The organism is Candidatus Competibacteraceae bacterium, from assembly GCA_016699715.1.
GTDB lineage: Bacteria > Pseudomonadota > Gammaproteobacteria > Competibacterales > Competibacteraceae > Competibacter.
The window spans coordinates 1,039,733-1,059,373 of record CP065007.1 but is presented as its reverse complement, the minus strand read 5'-3'; the positions used below and the strand labels follow the sequence as shown (position 1 = coordinate 1,059,373).

Annotated in this window: 15 protein-coding genes and 1 other RNA gene; 9 read left to right on the top strand and 7 right to left on the bottom strand. The window is 62.7% G+C overall.

Annotated features, from left to right (window positions below):
- Positions 1 to 64: 64 nt before the first annotated feature.
- An RNA gene (rnpB, locus tag IPM89_04785) (RNase P RNA component class A) lies at positions 65 to 415 on the bottom strand.
- Positions 416 to 503: 88 nt separating this feature from the next.
- Positions 504 to 1,388: a 16S rRNA (cytidine(1402)-2'-O)-methyltransferase gene (gene rsmI, locus IPM89_04780; GenBank protein ID QQS55137.1), complete on the bottom strand. Its 885-nt coding sequence runs from the start codon at positions 1,386 to 1,388 to the stop codon at positions 504 to 506.
- 198 nt (positions 1,389 to 1,586) lie between these two features.
- Between rsmI and IPM89_04775 the strand changes: the two genes are divergently transcribed.
- From IPM89_04775 to metH, 4 genes are all read left to right on the top strand, one after another.
- Positions 1,587 to 1,835, top strand: coding sequence for a DUF433 domain-containing protein (locus tag IPM89_04775; protein QQS55136.1), 249 nt, complete (start codon positions 1,587 to 1,589; stop codon positions 1,833 to 1,835).
- 1 nt (position 1,836) lies between these two features.
- Positions 1,837 to 2,178 carry a DUF5615 family PIN-like protein gene (locus IPM89_04770; protein QQS55135.1) on the top strand — a complete coding sequence of 114 codons (342 nt, stop codon included), beginning with the start codon at positions 1,837 to 1,839 and terminating at the stop codon, positions 2,176 to 2,178.
- 4 nt (positions 2,179 to 2,182) lie between these two features.
- Positions 2,183 to 2,545 carry a YraN family protein gene (locus tag IPM89_04765; GenBank protein ID QQS55795.1) on the top strand — a complete coding sequence of 121 codons (363 nt, stop codon included), beginning with the start codon at positions 2,183 to 2,185 and terminating at the stop codon, positions 2,543 to 2,545.
- A gap of 113 nt (positions 2,546 to 2,658) precedes the next feature.
- Positions 2,659 to 6,354: a methionine synthase gene (gene metH / locus IPM89_04760; protein QQS55134.1), complete on the top strand. Its 3,696-nt coding sequence runs from the start codon at positions 2,659 to 2,661 to the stop codon at positions 6,352 to 6,354.
- On the opposite strand, the gene IPM89_04755 is transcribed toward metH, so the two are convergent.
- Together IPM89_04755 and IPM89_04750 are read right to left on the bottom strand one after the other, a co-directional pair.
- On the bottom strand, positions 6,336 to 7,721 hold the full coding sequence (locus tag IPM89_04755) for a HAMP domain-containing protein (GenBank protein QQS55133.1): 1,386 nt from the start codon (positions 7,719 to 7,721) through the stop codon (positions 6,336 to 6,338). The two genes, metH and IPM89_04755, sit on opposite strands and share 19 nt — an antisense overlap.
- A 5-nt stretch (positions 7,722 to 7,726) precedes the next feature.
- Positions 7,727 to 8,416, bottom strand: coding sequence for a response regulator transcription factor (locus tag IPM89_04750; GenBank protein QQS55132.1), 690 nt, complete (start codon positions 8,414 to 8,416; stop codon positions 7,727 to 7,729).
- A 232-nt stretch (positions 8,417 to 8,648) separates the two neighbouring features.
- Here IPM89_04750 and IPM89_04745 point away from each other — a divergent pair, with 232 nt between their 5' ends.
- The 5 genes from IPM89_04745 (at position 8,649) to IPM89_04725 (ending at position 14,756) form a co-directional block, all read left to right on the top strand.
- Positions 8,649 to 9,983 (top strand): ferric reductase-like transmembrane domain-containing protein, encoded by a 1,335-nt coding sequence (locus IPM89_04745; GenBank protein ID QQS55131.1) that lies wholly within the window; start codon positions 8,649 to 8,651, stop codon positions 9,981 to 9,983.
- Between the two features lie 108 nt (positions 9,984 to 10,091).
- Entirely contained in the window at positions 10,092 to 11,516 is a 1,425-nt protein-coding gene (locus tag IPM89_04740) for an efflux transporter outer membrane subunit (GenBank protein ID QQS55130.1), read from the top strand.
- 8 nt (positions 11,517 to 11,524) lie between these two features.
- A complete protein-coding gene (locus IPM89_04735) occupies positions 11,525 to 12,820 on the top strand; it encodes an efflux RND transporter periplasmic adaptor subunit (protein ID QQS55794.1) in 1,296 nt (431 codons plus the stop codon).
- Positions 12,817 to 13,548: an ABC transporter ATP-binding protein gene (locus IPM89_04730; GenBank protein QQS55129.1), complete on the top strand. Its 732-nt coding sequence runs from the start codon at positions 12,817 to 12,819 to the stop codon at positions 13,546 to 13,548. Before IPM89_04735 ends, IPM89_04730 begins: the two co-directional genes overlap by 4 nt.
- On the top strand, positions 13,548 to 14,756 hold the full coding sequence (locus IPM89_04725; protein QQS55128.1) for an ABC transporter permease: 1,209 nt from the start codon (positions 13,548 to 13,550) through the stop codon (positions 14,754 to 14,756). Before IPM89_04730 ends, IPM89_04725 begins: the two co-directional genes overlap by 1 nt.
- Before the next feature lie 58 nt (positions 14,757 to 14,814).
- Here the strand turns inward: IPM89_04725 and IPM89_04720 are convergent, their stop codons facing one another.
- From IPM89_04720 to IPM89_04710, 3 genes are all read right to left on the bottom strand, one after another.
- A complete protein-coding gene (locus tag IPM89_04720; GenBank protein ID QQS55127.1) occupies positions 14,815 to 15,462 on the bottom strand; it encodes a polysaccharide deacetylase family protein in 648 nt (215 codons plus the stop codon).
- Between the two features lie 61 nt (positions 15,463 to 15,523).
- Complete coding sequence (locus IPM89_04715) at positions 15,524 to 15,913, bottom strand: helix-turn-helix domain-containing protein (GenBank protein QQS55126.1); 390 nt, start codon at positions 15,911 to 15,913, stop codon at positions 15,524 to 15,526.
- 304 nt (positions 15,914 to 16,217) lie between these two features.
- Positions 16,218 to 19,532, bottom strand: a complete 3,315-nt coding sequence (locus IPM89_04710; GenBank protein ID QQS55125.1) for a transglutaminase family protein — start codon at positions 19,530 to 19,532, stop codon at positions 16,218 to 16,220.
- Positions 19,533 to 19,641: the final 109 nt, after the last annotated feature.

The following is a 19,641-nucleotide window of genomic DNA, read 5'->3' as shown; positions in this document are numbered from 1 at the left end:
CGATGGCCGCGCCGCGACGCAGGATCGGATAGCCGGCTCTCGGAAGGAGCCGCAAGGGGAATCAAGTGGGAACCGGCCTGTAAGCCGGGTTCTGTCGAGGACGATCATTCATCTGCGACGCCTGTCACCAGACGCCTGTAGCGACCTACCCAGGAGCCGCGCGGACCACGCGTGAATGCCCCTCTATTTGGTCTTGCTCCGGGTGGGGTTTACCCTGCCGCGCCTGTTGCCAGCCGCGCGGTGCGCTCTTACCGCACCATTTCACCCTTACCGGTTCTCGCGAACTTAGGCGGTGTATTTTCTGTGGCACTTTCCGTCGGCTTACGCCGCCCAGGCGTTACCTGGCACCCTGTCCTATGGAGCCCGGACTTTCCTCCATACCGCAATGCGATACAGCGACCGTCCAGCCGGTTCCCGGCTCTTAGTGTCCACCGCCGGGCGCTGCTTGGCAAGGCCGGCACGCGGATGGGAACACCTCTCAATCCAACCCCGGCCGCCTCTCCTTATTCCCCCTCCCCCTCCAGGGCAGAGGAAAGTGGGGAATCGCTCCCCAGCGCCAGCGCCAGATCGTACAGCGCCTTCTTCCGCAGACCAGTCAACTTGGCCGCCACCGCCGCCGCCCGGCTGGCGGGCAGTTCCGCCAGCAGCGCCACCAGCAAGCGGCGGGTCTCCGCCGTCTCCGCCTCGCTCGCGGCCGGCGGCGCACCCTGCACGATCACCACGAACTCGCCCTTGCGACGGTGAGGATCGGCCTCCAGCCAGACCCCCAGCTCGCTCAGGCTGGTGTTGTGAACTTCCTCGAAGCGCTTGGTCAGCTCGCGGGCGACCGTCGCCGGACGCTCCTCGCCGAACACCGCCGCCAGGTCGGCCAGAGTCTCCGCGATCCGATGACTGGCTTCCAGAAAAATCAGCGTGCGTTCCTCCCGCGCCAGCGCTTGCAGACGCTCGCGGCGGGCGGCGGATTTGGGCGGGAGAAAACCCTCGAAGGTAAAACGGTCCGTCGGCAGACCGGCTACCGACAGGGCCGCCAAAATGCTGCTGGGACCCGGCACCGGGATCACCTTCAACCCCTGCCGACGCAGCTCGCGCACCAACGGAAAGCCGGGATCGCTGATCAGCGGCGTGCCGGCATCCGACACCAGCGCCAGCGCCTGACCCTCGCGCAGACGCGCCACCACCTGTTCCAAACGAGCGCGCTCGTTGTGGTCATGCAAGGAAAACATCGGCGTATCGATGCCGAAATGCGTGAGCAACTGACCGGTATGCCGGGTATCCTCGGCGGCGATGGCCGCCACCTCGCGCAGCACCCGCAGGGCGCGCGCGCTGATATCCTCCAGATTGCCGATGGGGGTGGCGATCACGTACAACGCACCGGATTCGACGGTCATACGGCCTCTCGATCCGGCTCCGCAAACACCGGGCGCGCTTTAAACTTCCACATAACATGTCCTTCACGTTTTATCCGCAACTTCATTGTCTTGATGCCAATGACATCCATCATGTCACTGATTGCGACTAAACTCGGGATAATTTAGCATAAGCGAATCGTCAACGTATCCGATATCAATCGATTTGGAGAACAACCGATGGCTGATACAATTTTAAGTTATTGCGGTGATCGCATTACCATAAACCCCAATGTCTGCAACGGCAAACCCACATTGCGCAACAAACGCATCACCGTCCAAACGGTACTGGAGTTTCTGAGCGCGGGTGAAACGACGGACGAGATTCTACGCCAATATCCAAGCTTGGAACTCGAAGACATCAGGGCTTGCCTGCAATTTGCCGCCCGTCTGATGGAACGACATTACACTCTGAAAGCGGTTGCCTGAAATGGCGTATTTCCTGATCGATGCCAATCTGCCATACTATTTCGCGTTATGGCGCGGCGACGATTACTTACACGTATTCGACCTGAATGATGAATGCTCGGATAGCGAACTCTGGAATTATGCTAGAGAAAATAACCTTGTGATCGTTACTAAAGACGCCGATTTTTCCGACCGAATTATTTTAAACGAACCGCCTCCCCGCGTGATCCATATTCGAATCGGCAATATGAAAATGCGAGATTTTCATGGCTTCCTGCATCGCATCTGGCCTGAAATCCGCGAACTCGTCACAAGCCACAAATTGATTCGAATCTACCCGGATCACCTGGAATGTATTGGGTGAACCCATCGTGATCAGCCGCGTCGCCCAAGGCAGCGCCGCCGAGGATCTGGCCTGCCGCTATCTGGAAGCACACGGCCTGGATCTGGTGGTCCGCAATTTCCGCTGCCGGGGCGGCGAACTGGACCTGATCATGCGCGACGGCGAGCACCTGGTCTTCGTGGAAGTGCGCAGCCGCCGCCATACCCGCTACGGGACGCCGGCCGAATCGGTCACCCGAACCAAACAGCAACGCCTGCTCCGCGCCGCCGCGCTCTACCTGCAACGCCAGCGCCTCGACCTGCCCTGCCGTTTCGACGTGGTGGCGATCCTCCAGGCCGATGGCGAACCGCGGATAGAATGGATTCGGGATGCCTTCCAGCTGACTTGAAGACCCAAGCAGCCGCCAGGGTATCGGCTCCCAAGGCGAACAACCCGGCTGCCTGCTCTTCCGCCTTCTGATACCTTACAAGTATTCCATCGAAGTTGCCGAGTACCTGACCGATGACCGTTGACCGCACCACCGAACTCTCCGCCCTGCTCGCCCGCCGCATCCTGATTCTGGACGGCGCGATGGGCACCATGATCCAGGGCTACCGCCTCCAGGAAGCCGATTACCGGGGTGAGCGCTTCCGCGACTGGCCGAGCGATCTCAAGGGCAACAACGATCTGTTGGCGCTGACCCAGCCGGCGATCATCCGCGAGATCCACGCCGCCTATCTCGATGCCGGCGCCGACATTATCGAAACCAATACCTTCAATTCCACGACCGTGTCCATGCACGACTACGGCATGGAGAGCCTCGTGCCGGAGTTGAATCGGGCAGCGGCCCGGCTGGCGCGCGAAGTCGCCGACCAATACAGCACGCCCGATAAACCCCGTTTCGTCGCCGGCGTGCTTGGCCCCACCAACCGCACCGCCAGCCTGTCGCCGGATGTCAATAATCCAGGCTTCCGCAATATCACCTTCGAGGAGCTGGCCACCGCCTACACCGAGGCCGCCCAGGCGCTGGTCGAGGGTGGCGCGGATATCCTGCTGGTCGAGACCATTTTCGACACATTGAACGCCAAGGCGGCATTGTTCGCCATCCAGCAGTTTTTCGACGACAGCGGCATTCGGTTGCCGGTGATGATTTCCGGCACCATCACCGACGCTTCCGGCCGCACCCTGTCCGGGCAAACCACCGAGGCGTTCTGGAACTCGCTGTCGCACATCCGCCCGCTGTCCTTCGGCCTGAATTGCGCGCTGGGCGCGACGCAACTGCGGCCCTACGTCGCCGAACTGGCGCGCATTGCCGACACTTACCTTTCCGCTCATCCCAACGCCGGCCTGCCCAATGCCTTTGGCGAGTACGACGAAACCCCGGAGATGATGGCCGCCACCATTCGCGAGTTCGCCGAGAGCGGTTTTCTCAACATCGTTGGTGGCTGCTGCGGCACCACGCCCGCGCATGTACGCGCCATCGTCGCAGCGGTCCAGGATCTGCCGCCGCGCCCGATTCCCGCCATCGAGCCACGCTGCCGGCTGGCCGGGCTGGAACCGCTGAATATCGGCCCGGATTCGCTGTTCATCAATGTCGGCGAGCGCACCAACGTCACCGGCTCGGCGGTCTTCAAGCGGCTGATCAAATCCGGCGACTATAACGCCGCGCTGGATGTCGCTCGCCAGCAGGTGGAAAACGGCGCGCAGATCATCGACATCAACATGGACGAGGGGATGCTCGACTCCAAGGAGGCCATGGTCACCTTCCTCAATCTGATCGCCGCCGAGCCGGATATCAGCCGGGTGCCGGTGATGATCGACTCCTCCAAATGGGAGATTCTGGAAGCCGGGCTCAAGCGCATCCAGGGCAAGCCGGTGGTGAACTCGATCAGCATGAAGGAAGGCGAGGCCGAGTTCATCCGTCAGGCCCGGCTGATCCGCCGTTACGGCGCCGCCGCCATCGTCATGGCCTTCGACGAACAGGGTCAAGCCGATACCGAAGACCGCAAGTTCGCCATTTGCCAGCGCGCCTACCGGCTTCTGACCGAACAGCTCGGTTTCCCGCCGCAGGACATCATCTTCGATCCCAACATTTTCGCCGTCGCCACCGGCATCGCCGAACACAACAACTATGCGGTGGACTTCATCGAGGCTACCCGGCGGATCAAGGCGGAATTGCCTTATGCGCTGATCTCCGGCGGCGTGTCCAACGTGTCGTTCTCGTTTCGCGGCAACAACCCGGTGCGCGAGGCCATCCATTCGGTGTTCCTCTACCACGCCATCCAGGCCGGTATGGACATGGGTATCGTCAATGCCGGGCAACTGGCGATCTACGAGGAGATTCCGGCGGAATTGCGTGAACGGGTCGAAGACGTGATCCGCAACCGCCATCCGGACGCCACCGAACGGCTATTGGACATCGCGCCGCAATACCAGGCCGGCGAGGCTGCATCCGCCCCGGAGAAGGTGCGGGAATGGCGTTCCTGGCCAGTCGCCAAACGACTGGAACATGCACTGATCAAAGGCATCGACGAGTTCGTCGAGACCGACACCGAGGAAGCCCGCCAGCAGGCGGAACGGCCGTTGCACGTCATTGAAGGCCCGCTGATGGATGGCATGAACGTGGTCGGCGACCTGTTCGGCGCCGGCAAGATGTTCCTGCCGCAGGTGGTGAAATCGGCGCGGGTGATGAAAAAATCGGTGGCCTACCTGATCCCGTTTATCGAGGCGGAGCAGACCGACGGCGAACGCCGCACTAATGGCCGGATCATCATGGCCACGGTCAAGGGCGACGTGCACGACATCGGCAAGAACATCGTCGGCGTGGTGCTTCAGTGCAACAACTTCGAAGTGGTCGATCTGGGTGTCATGGTCCCAGCCCAGAAGATTCTCGACGCGGCCCGCGAGCATGGCGCGGACATGATCGGCCTGTCCGGCTTGATCACACCGTCGCTGGACGAGATGATCAATGTCGCCAAGGAGATGAAGCGGCAGGGTTTCAGCGTGCCGCTGCTGATCGGCGGCGCGACCACCTCGGTCATGCATACGGCGGTGAAGATCGACCCGCAGTACCCCGGCCCGGTGATCTACGTCAAGGACGCCTCGCGGGCGGTGGGCGTGGCGCAGAACCTGGTCAGCGTCGAGTCCAAAGCCGATTACGTGGCCAAAACCAAGGCCGACTATGTACAGAAACGCGAACAGCACGCCAACCGCCGTGAACGAGAAGCCTTGCTGCCGTTAGCCCAAGTCCGTGCCAATCGCCCAGTGCTCGACTGGTCTGCTTATACCCCGCCCAAACCGGGTTTTCTCGGCATCCGCGCGTTCGACGACTACCCGCTGGCGGAACTGGCGGAACGGATCGATTGGACACCGTTTTTCCATGCCTGGGAACTGCGCGGGCGCTATCCAGCCATTTTCGACGATCCCGCGCAGGGCGAGCACGCCCAGCACCTGTTCGCCGACGCCCAGACCATGCTGGACAAGATTCTGACGGAAAAATGGCTGACGGCGCGGGCGGTGATCGGCTTCTTTCCGGCCAACCGGACCGGCGAGGACGACATCGCGCTATACCCCGACGAAGGCCGCGAGCAGGCATTCATGACCCTGCACCACCTGCGCCAGCAGGGACCGAAGCCGGACGGCAAGCCGCATTATTGTCTGGCCGACTGGACCGCGCCGCGCGAAACCGGTGTGGCCGATTATGTGGGCGCGTTTGCCGTCACCGCCGGCATCGGCATTGACGAACGGGTGGCGGAATTCGAGCGTGCGCACGACGACTACAGCGCCATCCTGCTGAAAGCGCTGGCCGACCGGCTGGCGGAAGCCCTGGCCGAGCGACTGCACGAACGAGTACGGCGGGAGTTCTGGGGTTACGCGGCGGCGGAGACGCTGAGCAACGAGGACCTGATTGCCGAACGCTACCAGGGCATCCGCCCCGCTCCCGGCTATCCGGCCTGCCCCGACCACACCGAGAAGGGTTTGCTCTGGCAATTATTGGATGTGGCCCACAACGCCGACATCCATATCACGGAGCATTTCGCCATGACCCCGACGGCGGCGGTGAGCGGCTGGTACTTCAGCCATCCCGAGGCGCGCTATTTCGGCGTGGGCCGGCTGGATCGCGATCAGGTCGCTGATTACGCCCAGCGCAAGGGCTGGACCGTGGCGGAGGCGGAAAGATGGCTGGCGCCGAACCTGGGCTACGAGCCGGAAGAATAGAAGCCAAGCGGGCCACCGGCGGTGCCCTCGAAAGCGTCGCCCACCGGTAGCACGATCTCGACCCGCAACCCGCCATCCGGACGATTTCGCGCGTAAATGCGCCCGCCATGGGCTTCGATGGCCCGGCGAGCAATCGCCAGGCCCAAACCGAAACCGGCGGTCTTGACGCTGCCCCCGCCGCGAAAAAACGGCTCGAAAACGGCTTGCAGGTCGCTTTCGGGAACGCCGGGACCCCGATCCGAAACCATGACGACCAGGCTATCGGGCGCGGCTCGCCGTTCGATCCACACCTCGACCGCCGTGCCTTCGCGAGTGAACTTCACGGCGTTGCGGATCACGTTCTCGAAAGCGCGATGCAGCAATTCCGCGCGGATCTTGACGATGACCTCGCCCGCGCCGGAAAACAGCACCCGACGCCCGGTTGCCTCCGCCTCGAATCGCGCGTCATCGGCGATGCCCGCCACCAGTTCCACCAGGTCGATCTCTTCGTCCGCCGTGCCGCTGATGCCGGCTTCCAGCCGCGACAGGGTCAGCAGCTCCCCCACCAGTGTGTCCAGGCGGCCGGATTCGCGTTCGATGCGATCCAGCGAGCTCTCCAGCTTCTCCGGTTGCTGGCGCGCCAGGCCGATGGCGGCTTGCAAGCGCGCCAGCGGCGAGCGCAGTTCGTGCGAAACATCGTGCAGCAAGCGCCGTTGGGAGCCGAGCAGAATTTGCAGTTGCTGAGCCATGCGGTCGAAATCCCGGCCAAGATCGGCAATCTCGTCGCGCCGTCGTCCCATGCGCGATCCGATCCGCGTATCGAGCTTGCCCGCCGCCACCGCATCGAACGCGCCACGCAAGTGGCGGATCGGTTTGGAGAGATACCAGGCCAGCAACGCGCTGAAACCGAGGCTGGCCAGAATGCCGATGCTGATCGGAATCCACGGTGACGGTGGCGGGCCATGGGACGAGATCTTGCTCGCGACGGGAATGAAAAACAGATAGGCGTGCTGGGACGTTGCCTCCAACCAGGCGATGCGCGGGGTCTTCTGATCTTCGTCCGCCAAGCGACGGGCCTGCGCCAACGCCTCGGCCGAGACCACCCGGCCCAACAGCTCTCGACCCGTCTCGTCGACGACATACACCCGCGCATCGCCCTGCTGGATTCTCCATTCTTCCAGCAGATCGCGCAGCGCCTCAATCCCGCCATGCCGGAACACCATCGCCGTCGTATTCACCAAAAACGCGGTACGCGGTCCTCCCGCCAACGCATAATCATGATCTTCCAGCGTCTGTCCGTGCAGCCAGACAGTCGTACCGACGCCACCGCTCGCAATCAGCAGCGCCAACCAGAACGCGAAAAAAAACTTCCAGAACAGCCGGCCCAAGAGGCTTATTCCTTGATGAGCTGATAGCCAATGCCACGCACGGTTTGAATCGGTGAGCGCCCTTCCCCACCGCCGAGCTTGTGGCGAATGCTACTCAGATGCACGTCGATGCTGCGGTCGTAACGCGCCAGCGGGCGGCCCAGGGCCTGCTCCGACAGCTCCTTCTTGCTCACCACCCGACCCGCGTTGCGAACCAACACTTCAAGCAGATTGAATTCGGTGCTGGTGAGATCCAAGAGTGCGCCATGCCATTCCACCTCCCGCTTCTCCGGCCATATCGTGAGCGAACTGGCCGTGAGCGGGCCGGATGAGGCACTGGACACTTCCCCCAGCCGGGCGCGTCGCAGGATGGCCCGGATACGCGCGACCAGCTCACGGGGGGTACACGGCTTGGGCACGTAGTCGTCCGCGCCCAGTTCCAACCCGATGATGCGATCCACATCGTCGCCCCGGGCGGTGAGCATCAGCACCGGAATGCGACCGTCACGCGCCCGAATGCGCCGCAAGGCTTCGATGCCGTTCATGCGTGGCATCATCACGTCCAGCACCACAATCCCGTATTCGCCCGATAACGCATGGCGCACGCCCGCTTCGCCGTCGGACACGGCCGTCGCGCCGAAACCCTCGCGTTCGAGGTATTCCGTCAGCATCTCGCCCAATTCGATGTCGTCATCGACCAAGAGAACCTGGGTCATCGCCGTCAACCACTTCGCTGATCTTTCATCTTGTCCATCATAGCGGTCCACGCCCGATAGCCAACCGCATTTACCTGTTTTTTCCCATCTTTACCTTTCTTTACACCACGCTAACCCGCATTTACGAATAGGGGGGGTACAGTGGCGGCATTCTCGTAACGCCCCTGAAACTGGCTTTCCGGGGCTCCCTGTCTGTAATACCGGGAAAAGACAAGATGAACGGAAGTATTCCATGCGAACCATAAAACGCACCTTCTGGATTTACCTGCTGCTGCTCACGGGTCTCTGGTGGCTCACCGATCAGACCGTCTGGTCGAACCTGAGTGGCCTGTTCGCTTGGCGCGCGGTGTTGATGCAATACACCGGCGTGCTGGGCATCGGCGTCATGAGCCTGGCGATGCTGCTGGCCATCCGCCCCGTCGTGCTCGAACCTTACCTGGGCGGTCTCGACAAGATGTACCGCCTTCACAAGTGGCTGGGCATCTCCGGGCTGGCGCTGTCCGTGAGCCACTGGCTGATGGCCCAAGGACCCAAATGGCTGGTGGGTTGGGGTTTGCTGGCGCGCCCGGCGCGCCCGGCGCAGTCTGCCTTGCCGGCAGACTCGATCCAGCAGTTTGTTGTGAATCAACGCCATCTGGCCGAGAGCATCGGCGAATGGGCGTTCTACGCGGCGCTGGCCCTGATGGTGCTGGCCCTGATCAAACGGTTTCCGTACCGCCACTTCTTTAAAATCCATCACCTGCTGGCCGTGGCGTACCTGGCTCTGGTCTGGCACTCGGTGGTCCTGCTGAAATTCGATTACTGGAGCGGCGTGCTGGGGCCGGTCATGGCCGTGCTGATGGCCGCTGGCAGCGTGGCCGCGATCCTGGTGCTGTTTCGTCGCGTGGCGGCGAACCGCAAGGTCATGGGCGAGGTGGCGTCCATCGTCCATCACGACGCCTTGCACGTCGTGGCGGTCGGAATTCAACTCAAGGGGCGCTGGGCCGGTCACGAGTCGGGGCAATTCGCCTTTCTGACCCTGCACGAGGACGAAGGGCCGCACCCGTTCACCATTTCGTCGGCCTGGACCGGCGATGGCCGGATTCAGTTCATCATCAAAGCCCTGGGCGACTACACGCGCACCCTGGCGGATCGCCTGCGCGTCGGGGACGCGGTCAAGGTGGAAGGCCCCTACGGACGTTTCAACTTTCAGGGCGAGTCACGGCGGCAGATCTGGGTGGGCGGCGGCATCGGGATTACGCCCTTCATCGCGCGGATGAAAGCCCTGACTCGACAATCCGACGGCAAGGCGATTGACCTGTTTCACACCACGGCAGTGTACGACGACGAAGCCATCGGCCTGCTCGAACGCGACGCGCAAGCCGCCAACGTTCGCCTGCATGTGTTGTGGGACGAGCGCGACGGTCGGCTGGACGCGGAACGCATTCGCAAAGCGGTCCCCGACTGGCGCAACGCCGAGTTGTGGTTTTGCGGACCCTCGGCTTTCGGGCAGACGCTGAAGAGAGACTTGATCGCGATGGGGTTGCCCGGCGCCTGCTTCCATCAGGAACTTTTTGAGCTGCGCTGATCGCCAGCCCACGGTTCTCGCTGGCAAACTTCCCTTGCAATCAGGAACACGACTTTGAAACCAACCCTTCGCGCAATTTCCGCCCAGAGATTCGGGCGCTGCCCCGGCTTGCTGACAGCGGTCCTGCTGCTGTCGGGCTGCGCGGTGGTTGGCCCGGACTATATCGCGCCGGACCCGGCGGCGCCGGTTAGCTGGCAAGGCGCGGCGGCGGCCCAAGTCACGATATCGCCAACCACGCCGACCGATTTGGCGACCTGGTGGAAGCAACTCAACGATCCGACACTGACCACTCTGATCGAACAGGCCCTCCGTGACAGTCTCGATCTTCGTACCGCCCAGGCGAAGCTGCGCCAGGCGCGCGCCCAGCGGGCTTTGGCCGGGGCGGAGCGGTTTCCGACGATCTCAGGCTCGGCGGCGGGACAGCGGGTCAAGGCCAGCGGCGAATCCGGCGGCGGCGGAACGTTGAACTTGTTCAGTGCTGGGTTCGACGCCAGTTGGGAACCGGATGTGTTCGGCCGACTGCGGCGCGGCGAGGAAGCCGCCCAGGACGATCTCGAAGCCAGTGAAGCCAGCCTGCACGATGTCCAGGTCTCGTTGACCGCCGAAGTCGCGCTCAACTATGTGGAACTGCGCAATTTCCAGACCCGCTTGGAGATCGCCAAAGCCAACGCCGACTCCCAGATGGAAACCTTGCGGCTGACCCAATGGCGCGCCCAGGCTGGGCTGACCACCGAGTTGGACGTGGCCCAGGCCCGCTCGAATCTGGAACAGACCCGCGCCCAGATTCCCAGTCTCGACACCGGTCGCGCCGCGGCCGAGCACCGCCTGGCCATCCTGCTCGGACAACAACCCGGCACCCTGCACACGACCTTGGCGAACTCAGCCAAGATTCCCGAAATACCCGAGCGGGTGATCGTGACCATCCCCGCCGACACCCTGCGCCAGCGTCCCGACGTGCGCGCCGCCGAACGCACCCTAGCGGCGGAAACCGCCCGGATCGGCGAGGTCGAGGCCAAGCGCTATCCGAGTTTTAACCTGAGCGGTTCAATCGGCTTGGCGGCCTTGACCCTCGGCGGTTTGAACAGCGTCGATGCGACCACAAGCTCCCTATTGGGATCGATCGCCGGGCCGATTTTCGACGCCGGGCGCATCCGCCAGCAGGTCGCGATTCAAACGGCGGTGCAGGAGCAGGCATTGCTCAACTACGAATCGACGGTACTCGGCGCGTTGGAGGAAGTCGAAAACGCCCTGGTCACCCTGGCCAATACCCGTCAACGCCGGCAAAGTTTACAGAACGCCACGCGGGCGGCCCAGCTCGCGGCCCAGCTGGCCCGCTATCGCTATACCACCGGTATCATCGATTTCCAGACGGTTCTGGATACGGAACGCACCGTGCGCACGCTGGAAGACAGCCTCACGGCCAGCGAGGCTGAACATGTCTCCGCTTTGATTCAACTTTACAAGGCGCTGGGCGGCGGCTGGTCGCCGATATCCGTCGAGGCGGTCGCCAGCGCGCAAGGAAAATCGTCGTGAATTCATCCATGCAGCCCGATCCCGATCTGGCGAAAATCATCGATGCGGGAAGTTCGAACAGTCGCCTTGGCAGCCTGATACGTTGGTTGCTCGCGGCCAGCGTTCTCGCCGCATTGGGCGTCGGTGGTGTCGCGTTCCTCCGTTCCAGTGCCGAAACCCAGGCGACGCCCCGCTACCAGACCGAAACGGTCAGCCGGGGCAAGCTGCGGGTTACGGTTTCAGCGACGGGTAAACTGGCGCCGGTCAACGAAGTTGAGGTAGGCAGCGAGTTGTCCGGCACCATCGAAGCGGTGTTCGTGGACTACAACGACCGGGTGAAAAAAGGCCAAATGCTCGCTCGCCTGGATCTCGCCAAGCTCCAGGACGCCACTGCCAAAGCCAAGGCGGCGCTGGCCTCGGCCGACGCCAAGGTGTTGCAAACCGTGGCGACCGTCAAGGAAGTACGCGCCCATCTCAAACGCTTGCGGCAAGTGGCCAAACTGAGCGGCGGCAAGGTGCCTTCACCGGCGGAACTGGAGACCGCCGAGGCCACCCAGCAACGCGCCATCGCCGATGAGGCCAGCGCGCGAGCAGCCGTGAACGAAGCCCGCGCCACCCTCCGTTCCAGCGAAACCGATTTGACCAAGGCCTCCATCCGTTCGCCCATCGACGGCGTGGTGCTCGCCCGCTCGGTGGAGCCAGGGCAAACGGTGGCCGCCTCGCTGCAAGCGCCCGTGTTGTTCACGCTCGCCGAAAATCTGGCGCAAATGGAATTGCAGGTGGATGTGGACGAAGCCGACGTGGGTCAAGTACACGAAGGGCAAGCCGCGACGTTTAGCGTGGACGCCTATCCCAACCGGCGCTTTCCCGCTCGCATCAGTCTGGTGCGGTTCGGTCCCGAGACCGTGGACAACGTGGTCAGTTACAAGACCATTCTCAATGTGGATAACAGCGATCTCAGCCTGCGTCCCGGCATGACCGCCACGGCGGAAATCGTCACCGCCGAACGGGAAAACGTGCTGCTGGTTCCGAATGCGGCGTTGCGCTTCACCCCGCCAAAACCGGCGGCGAATGCGCAACCGAGCAGCGGCGGCGGTTTGTTGGCCAGCTTGCTGCCCCGGCCGCCGCGCTCGGCGGTCAAGAAATCCGTGACGGAAACCCCTGACAAAAACGCCGCGCAGCGAGTGTGGGTGTTAGGCGACGATCAGCCGATGGCGATTCCGGTGATCACCGGCCAAACTGACGGACGCACGACCGAGGTCACGGGCGCGGGTTTGGCGGCGGGCATGCCGGTGATTACCGCCCGACTGAGTGCGACGCCTTGAACGCGACCAGCGAGCGCGCCGCGCCGGAAAACGGCGCGCTGATCGAATTGCGGGATGTCACCAAAGCGTATGGGCAAGGGCCGGCGGCGTTTCTGGCGCTGCGCGGGGTCAATCTACGCATCGACGCCGGCGAGTTCGTCGCGATCATGGGTCCGAGCGGTTCCGGCAAATCCACCGCCATGAACATCCTCGGCTGCCTGGATAACCCGACTTCGGGCGCTTATCTGTTTCGCGGGATGCACGTCGAGAATCTAAGCCGTAACCAGCGCGCCTTGCTCCGCCGTTATTACCTCGGTTTCGTGTTCCAAGGCTTCAATCTATTGGCCCGCACCACCGCCCTGGAAAACGTCGAACTGCCCCTCGTGTACCGGGGCGAACCGCGCGCGGCCCGTCACGCCAAGGCCCGCGCGGCACTCGACGCGATCGGCTTGCGACAGTGGGAGCACCACACGCCCGCCGAACTGTCCGGCGGCCAACAGCAGCGTGTTGCCATCGCCCGCGCCATCGTGACCGATCCGACCATCCTGCTCGCCGATGAACCGACCGGCAACCTCGACAGCCAGCGCAGCCACGAAATCATGGATCTACTGGTCGCCCTGAATCGCGACCGGAACATCACCGTGCTGATGGTCACCCACGAACCCGACATGGCGCGCTATGCGAAGCGCGTCGTCCACTTCGTGGACGGCAAGGTGGAGTCGGATCGCTACAATGAGGAGGGATCTTGATGTTCTGGAGCAGCGTTCTACTGGCCTTACGGGCCATTCGGCGCAATTTGCTGCGGTCGTTCCTGACCATCCTCGGCATCGTGATCGGCGTCGGCGCGGTGATCACCATGGTCACGCTGGGCAATGGCGCCACCCGCGCCGTTTCGGATCAGATTTCCAGCCTCGGCAGCAATCTGGTCATCGTGCGCCCCGGTCAGCGGCTCGGTCCCGGACGGGATTCGGCGGGCGCGGCCAGATTTAAAGCCAGCGACGCGGACGCCATCGCGGCGCAGATCGGCTCGCTCAACGCGGTCGCGCCGGTCGACAATAAAAGCGTGACCGTGGTGTACGCGGCGCGCAATTGGTCCACCACCGTGACCGGCAGCACCGCCGCTTATTTCACCGTGGGCAACTGGCAACTCGCCGATGGACGGGTTTTTACCGAGGCCGAGCAGCGCGCCGGCAAGGCGGTTTGCGTGATCGGCGCCACGGTGCGCAAGGAGCTGTTCGGCGACCAACCGCCGTTGGGCGACGGGTTGCGGATCAAGAATTTCGCCTGCGAGGTGATCGGTCTGCTGCAATCCAAGGGACAGTCGGCCATGGGCACGGATCAGGACGACATCATCGTGATACCGCTGCGCACCTTGCAGCGCCGCCTGACCGGTACCCAGGATGTCAATACCTTAATGGTGTCGGCGCAAGACGGCGGGGATATCGACCGTATCATGGCGGATTTACGGTTGCTGATGCGCGAACGCCGCAAGATCACCGCCAACGAGGACGACAATTTTTCCATCCTCGATACCCGGCAGATTGCCGAGGCCATGACCGGCACCACTAAGGTATTGACCATGCTGCTGGGCGCGGTGGCCGCCGTCAGCCTGCTGGTGGGCGGCATCGGCATCATGAACATCATGCTGGTGTCGGTGACCGAGCGCACCCGCGAAATCGGTATCCGGCTGGCCATCGGCGCGCTGGAGCGGGAGGTCTTGCTGCAATTTCTGATCGAGGCGGTGGCCCTGTCGTCGCTGGGCGGCGTGGTCGGGATCACCTTGGCGACGCTGGCATCGATCGGACTGGCCAAGGTCATGCAAGTGCCGTATATCTTCGATCCCGGCATCAATCTGCTGTCGTTCGTGTTCTCGGCGGTGATCGGGGTGGTATTCGGATATTTCCCGGCCCGGCGCGCCGCGCGGCTCGATCCGATCGACGCGCTGCGGCACGAGTGAACGTCATCGGGCGGGACGAACCCGGATCATGGATGAGCACGCACCGAGCCGGGGTCGCTCAGAACAAGCGTTCGATGCTCGCCCATTCCGCCGCCGGATCGGCGCCGATGCGGACGATCTTATCTTCCAGGTCGGCCCACATGGCGTCATCGACCAGTTCGTAGCTGTGGCCCCAGAAGAAAAACACCCCGTCCGTCGTCCTAGCGCGTTCGTAACGGGGCCAGAACAGGGGATCGGCAAACCGGCAACTGACTCCGAATTCGAAGGGATCGGCCGCTGGAAACACCGGCTCGCATTCGGTCACGGTGCGGGCGTACACATGACCGGCGGCGCGCACCACCTCCTTCACCGCCGGATTGAGCCCGCCGAAGGGATAGCAAAAACCGCGCACCGGCTGCTGAAACCACTCTTGCAGAATGCGCCGGCTGTCCCGCACCTCACGTTCCAGATCGGCGGGAGACAAATCGGGCAGGTTGGGATGGCTCAGGGAATGATTGGCGATCTCGAAGCCGGCGTAGACCTCGACCAGTTCGTCGCGGCCGAGTCGCCATACCTCCTTGTCGCCATAACACCAACTTAAGGAACGCCCCGCCTGGTGCAAGCCGGGATTGAGGTTAAAGGTGGCGCTGGCCTGGTGGCGGCGCAGCAAATCCGCCAGCCGGATATCATCCACGATGCCGTCATCCCAGCTCTGAACGACTTTCATCCATCACCCGCGCATGTCGGAAATCCGGTAGTCAAATAGAGCCCGGCCAACCGCCGCACTACTACCAGGCGCTGTTGCGAACCTTATGCACCAAGGCGGACAACTCCTGGTCGGGCATATCGCCCAATCCTCGGATGATCTCGGCGAACAGCATCGGCCGTTTGACGATGACCTCAAGAATGTCGCTGGCCACCAAGTCCGCTTTGGCCAACAACAAGTCCACGTCTTCCCCCAGATCGGCCGCCAACCGCCGCATCGTCTCTTCCGCCGGTGGGTAAATTTCCCCGCGCTCGATCTTGCTGAGGTGGGTCGGTTCTACCCCGATCCGCTCGGCGGTCTGCCGTACCGAGTACCGGCGATTCACCGCTCGGCGTTGTTCGCGAAGCCACCGAAGATGAGCCCCGAAACTCTTGGCCTTCGCCTCATCGTCCTTTTCATCAGCGCTTAACAAGTACCGTTTCGGTTTTATGTCAAAACAGGTGCCCTGTACAGCGGAGAATAATTTTATAACCATCATCATCACCATTTGCCGACCAACACAAAAAACCCGCATAAAAAGTTTGGATTTTGTCTGGTTCCGATGTCTTAACGATTATTCTAACTGTAAATCATATCTTGCATGAAATACCAATAATGGGATGGCGTGCGCCTTAGTCACTCTTCTGGAAATTCTCATCCTGCTGGATGAGAATCCCGCCGGTCGGCGGTGTTCGCGCCATCGCCGACCGGCGGGAATCAACCCCGGAAACCCGGCGTCAATCCCCTCGCCGCCGCAAATCCAGCGTACACGGAAAGTTGGGGTTGGGCTCCTCGGCTGGCGCCATCATCGACCCAGGGGTGTGGCCATAAGGCCAGAATCGGGCGAAACGCCGCGCCTCGGCTTCGTTGGCATTGACGGGGAAAGTATCGGGGTTGCGACCGCCTGGATGCTGAACATGGTAGGTGCAACCGCCGATGGAACGCTGGTTCCAGGTATCCACCAGATCGAATACCAGTGGCGCGTGAACCGGGATGGTCGGGTGCAACGCCGACGGTGGTTGCCAGGCGCGGTAACGAACCCCGGCCACGAATTCGCCCGGAATCTCGGTCGGACGCAGCGGCACTCGCCGACCGTTGCAGGCCACCACATGCCGCTCGCCGACCATGCCGCGCACCTTGACCTGCATACGTTCCACCGAGGAATCGACGTAACGGGCGGTGCCGCCCAGGGCCTGCTCTTCGCCCAGCACATGCCACGGTTCCAACGCCTGGCGCAGTTCCAGATCGATGTCGCGATGAACGATGTTGCCATAGTGCGGAAAGCGGAACTCGAAGAACGGCAGAAACCAGTCGCTCGCGAACGGGTAGCCGGCATCGTTCATCTCGCCGATCACATCCTTGAAGTCTTCCCATACGTAGTGCGGCAGCATGAACTGATCGTGAATCCGTGTACCCCAGCGCGCCAGATCCCGACCCGCATAGGGCCGCTCCCAGAACCGTGCCACCAGGCCGCGCAACAGCAGCATCTGCATCAGGCTCATGCGGGCATGCGGCGGCATCTCGAAGGCGCGCATCTCCACCAGACCCAGCCGCCCGGTGGCCGAATCCGGCGAGTACAGCTTATCGATGCAGAATTCGGCGCGGTGGGTATTGCCGCTCAGGTCCACCAATAGATTGCGCAACAAGCGATCCACCAGCCACGGTTGCGGCACTTCGCCGGTCGGCATCTGCTGGAAGGCGATTTCCAACTCGTACAGGCTATCGTTGCGGGCCTCATCCACTCGCGGTGCCTGACTGGTCGGGCCGATAAACAGCCCGGAGAACAGCGTGGACAGGCTGGGATGATGCTGCCAGTAGGTGAGCAGACTGCGCAACAGATCGGGCCGGCGCAGGAACGGGCTGTCGCTCGGCGTGGCGCCGCCCAGGGTAACGTGGTTGCCACCGCCGGTGCCGGTGTGCCGCCCGTCCAGCATGAATTTTTCGGTACCGAGCCGCGCCTGACGTGCATCTTCGTACAGCACTTCGATGTTGCGCTTCAGTTCGTCCCAGTTGCCGGCGGGATGGATATTGACCTCGATCACGCCGGGATCGGGCGTGACGGCGAACTTGCGCAACCGCCAGTCGGAGGGCGGCGCGTAGCCCTCGACCAGCACCGGCATTTCCAGATCGGCGGCGGTTTGCTCGACACAGGCCAGCAGATCCAGATAGTGCTCCAATTGCCCCAGCGGCGGCATGAAGACGTAGAGGTGACCTTCACGCGGCTCCACGCACAAGGAGGTATGGATCACTGCCTGGGTATCCGCCGCTGCCGCCGGTTGTTCCTGGAAATCGCCGCGCGATGCTTCCGCTCGACCCTTCAGGAATTCGCTATAGCGACGCGTCACCTCGCCGTGGACATCGCCCAACGCGGTGCGGAACTCGAACAGCGATTGCGGATGGGGCACTTCGCGGTCGGTTTCCCCAACCTGTGGCAATGCCGCCAGCGGCAGGCGGTAACCCATCGGCGAGTCGCCGGGGATGAGATACAAATGTTCGCGGCGCAGCGCCCATGGCCCGCTCATCCATTGCCCGCCATCCGGCGCTTCGTGCCAACGAATCGGCAGCGTATAACCGGTGATAGTGTTCAGACCCCGCTCCAGCAGGATCGCCAGTCGCCGGCGCTCTTCATCGTCCTTGAGATCGTACTTCAACGGATCGACGTTGACCGGCAGCGTGCGTTCCTTCCACAGGTAGTAATACACATCCTCGTAGCCGGGAATCAGGCGCTCGTCGCTCACGCCCAGACGCCGGGTCAGTTCCCGCGCAAAGGTCAGCGCCTGCTCCGGACCGAACCCTTGCGGCGTCTCGTCGTCGGCGATCCAGCGTGGGTCATGCCACAAGGGCAGCTCGTCGCTGCGCCAGTAGCAGGACAAGGCCCAGCGCGGCAGGGATTCGCCCGGATACCATTTACCCTGACTGTAATGCAGGAAGCCGTTGGGCGCGAAGCGATCACGCAGCATCTTCAGCAGCCGGCCGGCCAGCTTGCGCTTGGTGGGACCGATGGCGGCGGTGGTCCATTCCGCGCCGTCCATGTCGTCGATGGAAACAAAGGTCGGCTCGCCGCCCATGGTCAGCCGCACGTCGCCCGACTGCAATTTCGCGTCCACGTCGTGGCCCAGCGCCTCGATGGTCCGCCACTGCTCCTCGGTGTAGGGCTTGGTGACGCGCGGGTCCTCGTGGATGCGGGTCACTTTCATCTCGAAACCGAATTCCGTTTCGCACGGATCGGTGCAGCCGGTCACCGGCGCGGCGCTGGGCGGGGTCGGGGTGCAGGCCAGCGGAATGTGGCCCTCGCCGGCGAGCAGGCCGGAGGTCGGGTCCAAGCCGATCCAGCCCGCGCCCGGCACGAAGACCTCGGCCCAGGCGTGCAGGTCGGTAAAATCAACCTCGGTGCCGGAAGGGCCATCCAGCGACTTGAGATCGGCGGTCAACTGGACCAGATAGCCGGAGACGAAGCGCGCCGCCAAACCCAGATGCCGCATGATCTGCACCAGTAGCCAGGCCGAATCGCGGCAGGAGCCACTGCGCTTGCTCAGGGTTTCCTCACTGGTCTGCACTCCCGCCTCCATGCGGATGATATAGCCAATATCCTGACCCAACCGCCGGTTGAGTTCGACCAGGAAATCGACGATCGTCTGGGGCTTGCGGTCAACGCCAGCCAGCCAGGCGTTCAGCAATGGGCCGTTTTCCCGCGTTTCCAGATAGGGCGCCAACTCCCGGCACAGCGTGGGTTCGTAGGAGAACGGATACTTCTCGGCGTAGCTTTCGACGAAGAAATCGAAAGGATTGATGACCGTCATCTCGGCCACCAGATCGACGGTCAGGCTCAGTTCCCGAACCTTTTCCGGAAATACCAGCCGGGCCTGGAAATTACCGAAGGGGTCCTGCATCCAGTTGATAAAGTGCTGGGCCGGCTCAATCTTGAGTGAGTAGGCATGGATCGGGGTGCGAGTGTGCGACGCCGGGCGCAGGCGAATCACATGCGGCGACACATTGACGGCGCGATCAAATCGATACGAGGTATGGTGGTGGAGAGCAACACGTATGGCCATGGCCTATCCTTCACAGTCGGCTACAATCGTGGCGCGCATTATGCGGGAACAATCCGGCTTGGCCAATGCCGGCGACACCCCGTCAAACGGGAGAAGATTGTTTATAATT

What these genes read in the sequence shown, in the direction of transcription:
- rsmI (QQS55137.1), bottom strand. Translation starts at nt 1,388, where the DNA reads ATGACCGTCGAATCCGGTGCGTTGTACGTGATCGCCACCCCCATCGGC.
- IPM89_04775 (QQS55136.1), top strand. Translation starts at nt 1,587, where the DNA reads ATGGCTGATACAATTTTAAGTTATTGCGGTGATCGCATTACCATAAAC.
- IPM89_04770 (QQS55135.1), top strand. Translation starts at nt 1,837, where the DNA reads ATGGCGTATTTCCTGATCGATGCCAATCTGCCATACTATTTCGCGTTA.
- metH (QQS55134.1), top strand. Translation starts at nt 2,659, where the DNA reads ATGACCGTTGACCGCACCACCGAACTCTCCGCCCTGCTCGCCCGCCGC.
- IPM89_04750 (QQS55132.1), bottom strand. Translation starts at nt 8,416, where the DNA reads ATGACCCAGGTTCTCTTGGTCGATGACGACATCGAATTGGGCGAGATG.
- IPM89_04745 (QQS55131.1), top strand. Translation starts at nt 8,649, where the DNA reads ATGCGAACCATAAAACGCACCTTCTGGATTTACCTGCTGCTGCTCACG.
- IPM89_04735 (QQS55794.1), top strand. Translation starts at nt 11,525, where the DNA reads ATGCAGCCCGATCCCGATCTGGCGAAAATCATCGATGCGGGAAGTTCG.
- IPM89_04725 (QQS55128.1), top strand. Translation starts at nt 13,548, where the DNA reads ATGTTCTGGAGCAGCGTTCTACTGGCCTTACGGGCCATTCGGCGCAAT.
- IPM89_04720 (QQS55127.1), bottom strand. Translation starts at nt 15,462, where the DNA reads ATGAAAGTCGTTCAGAGCTGGGATGACGGCATCGTGGATGATATCCGG.
- IPM89_04710 (QQS55125.1), bottom strand. Translation starts at nt 19,532, where the DNA reads ATGGCCATACGTGTTGCTCTCCACCACCATACCTCGTATCGATTTGAT.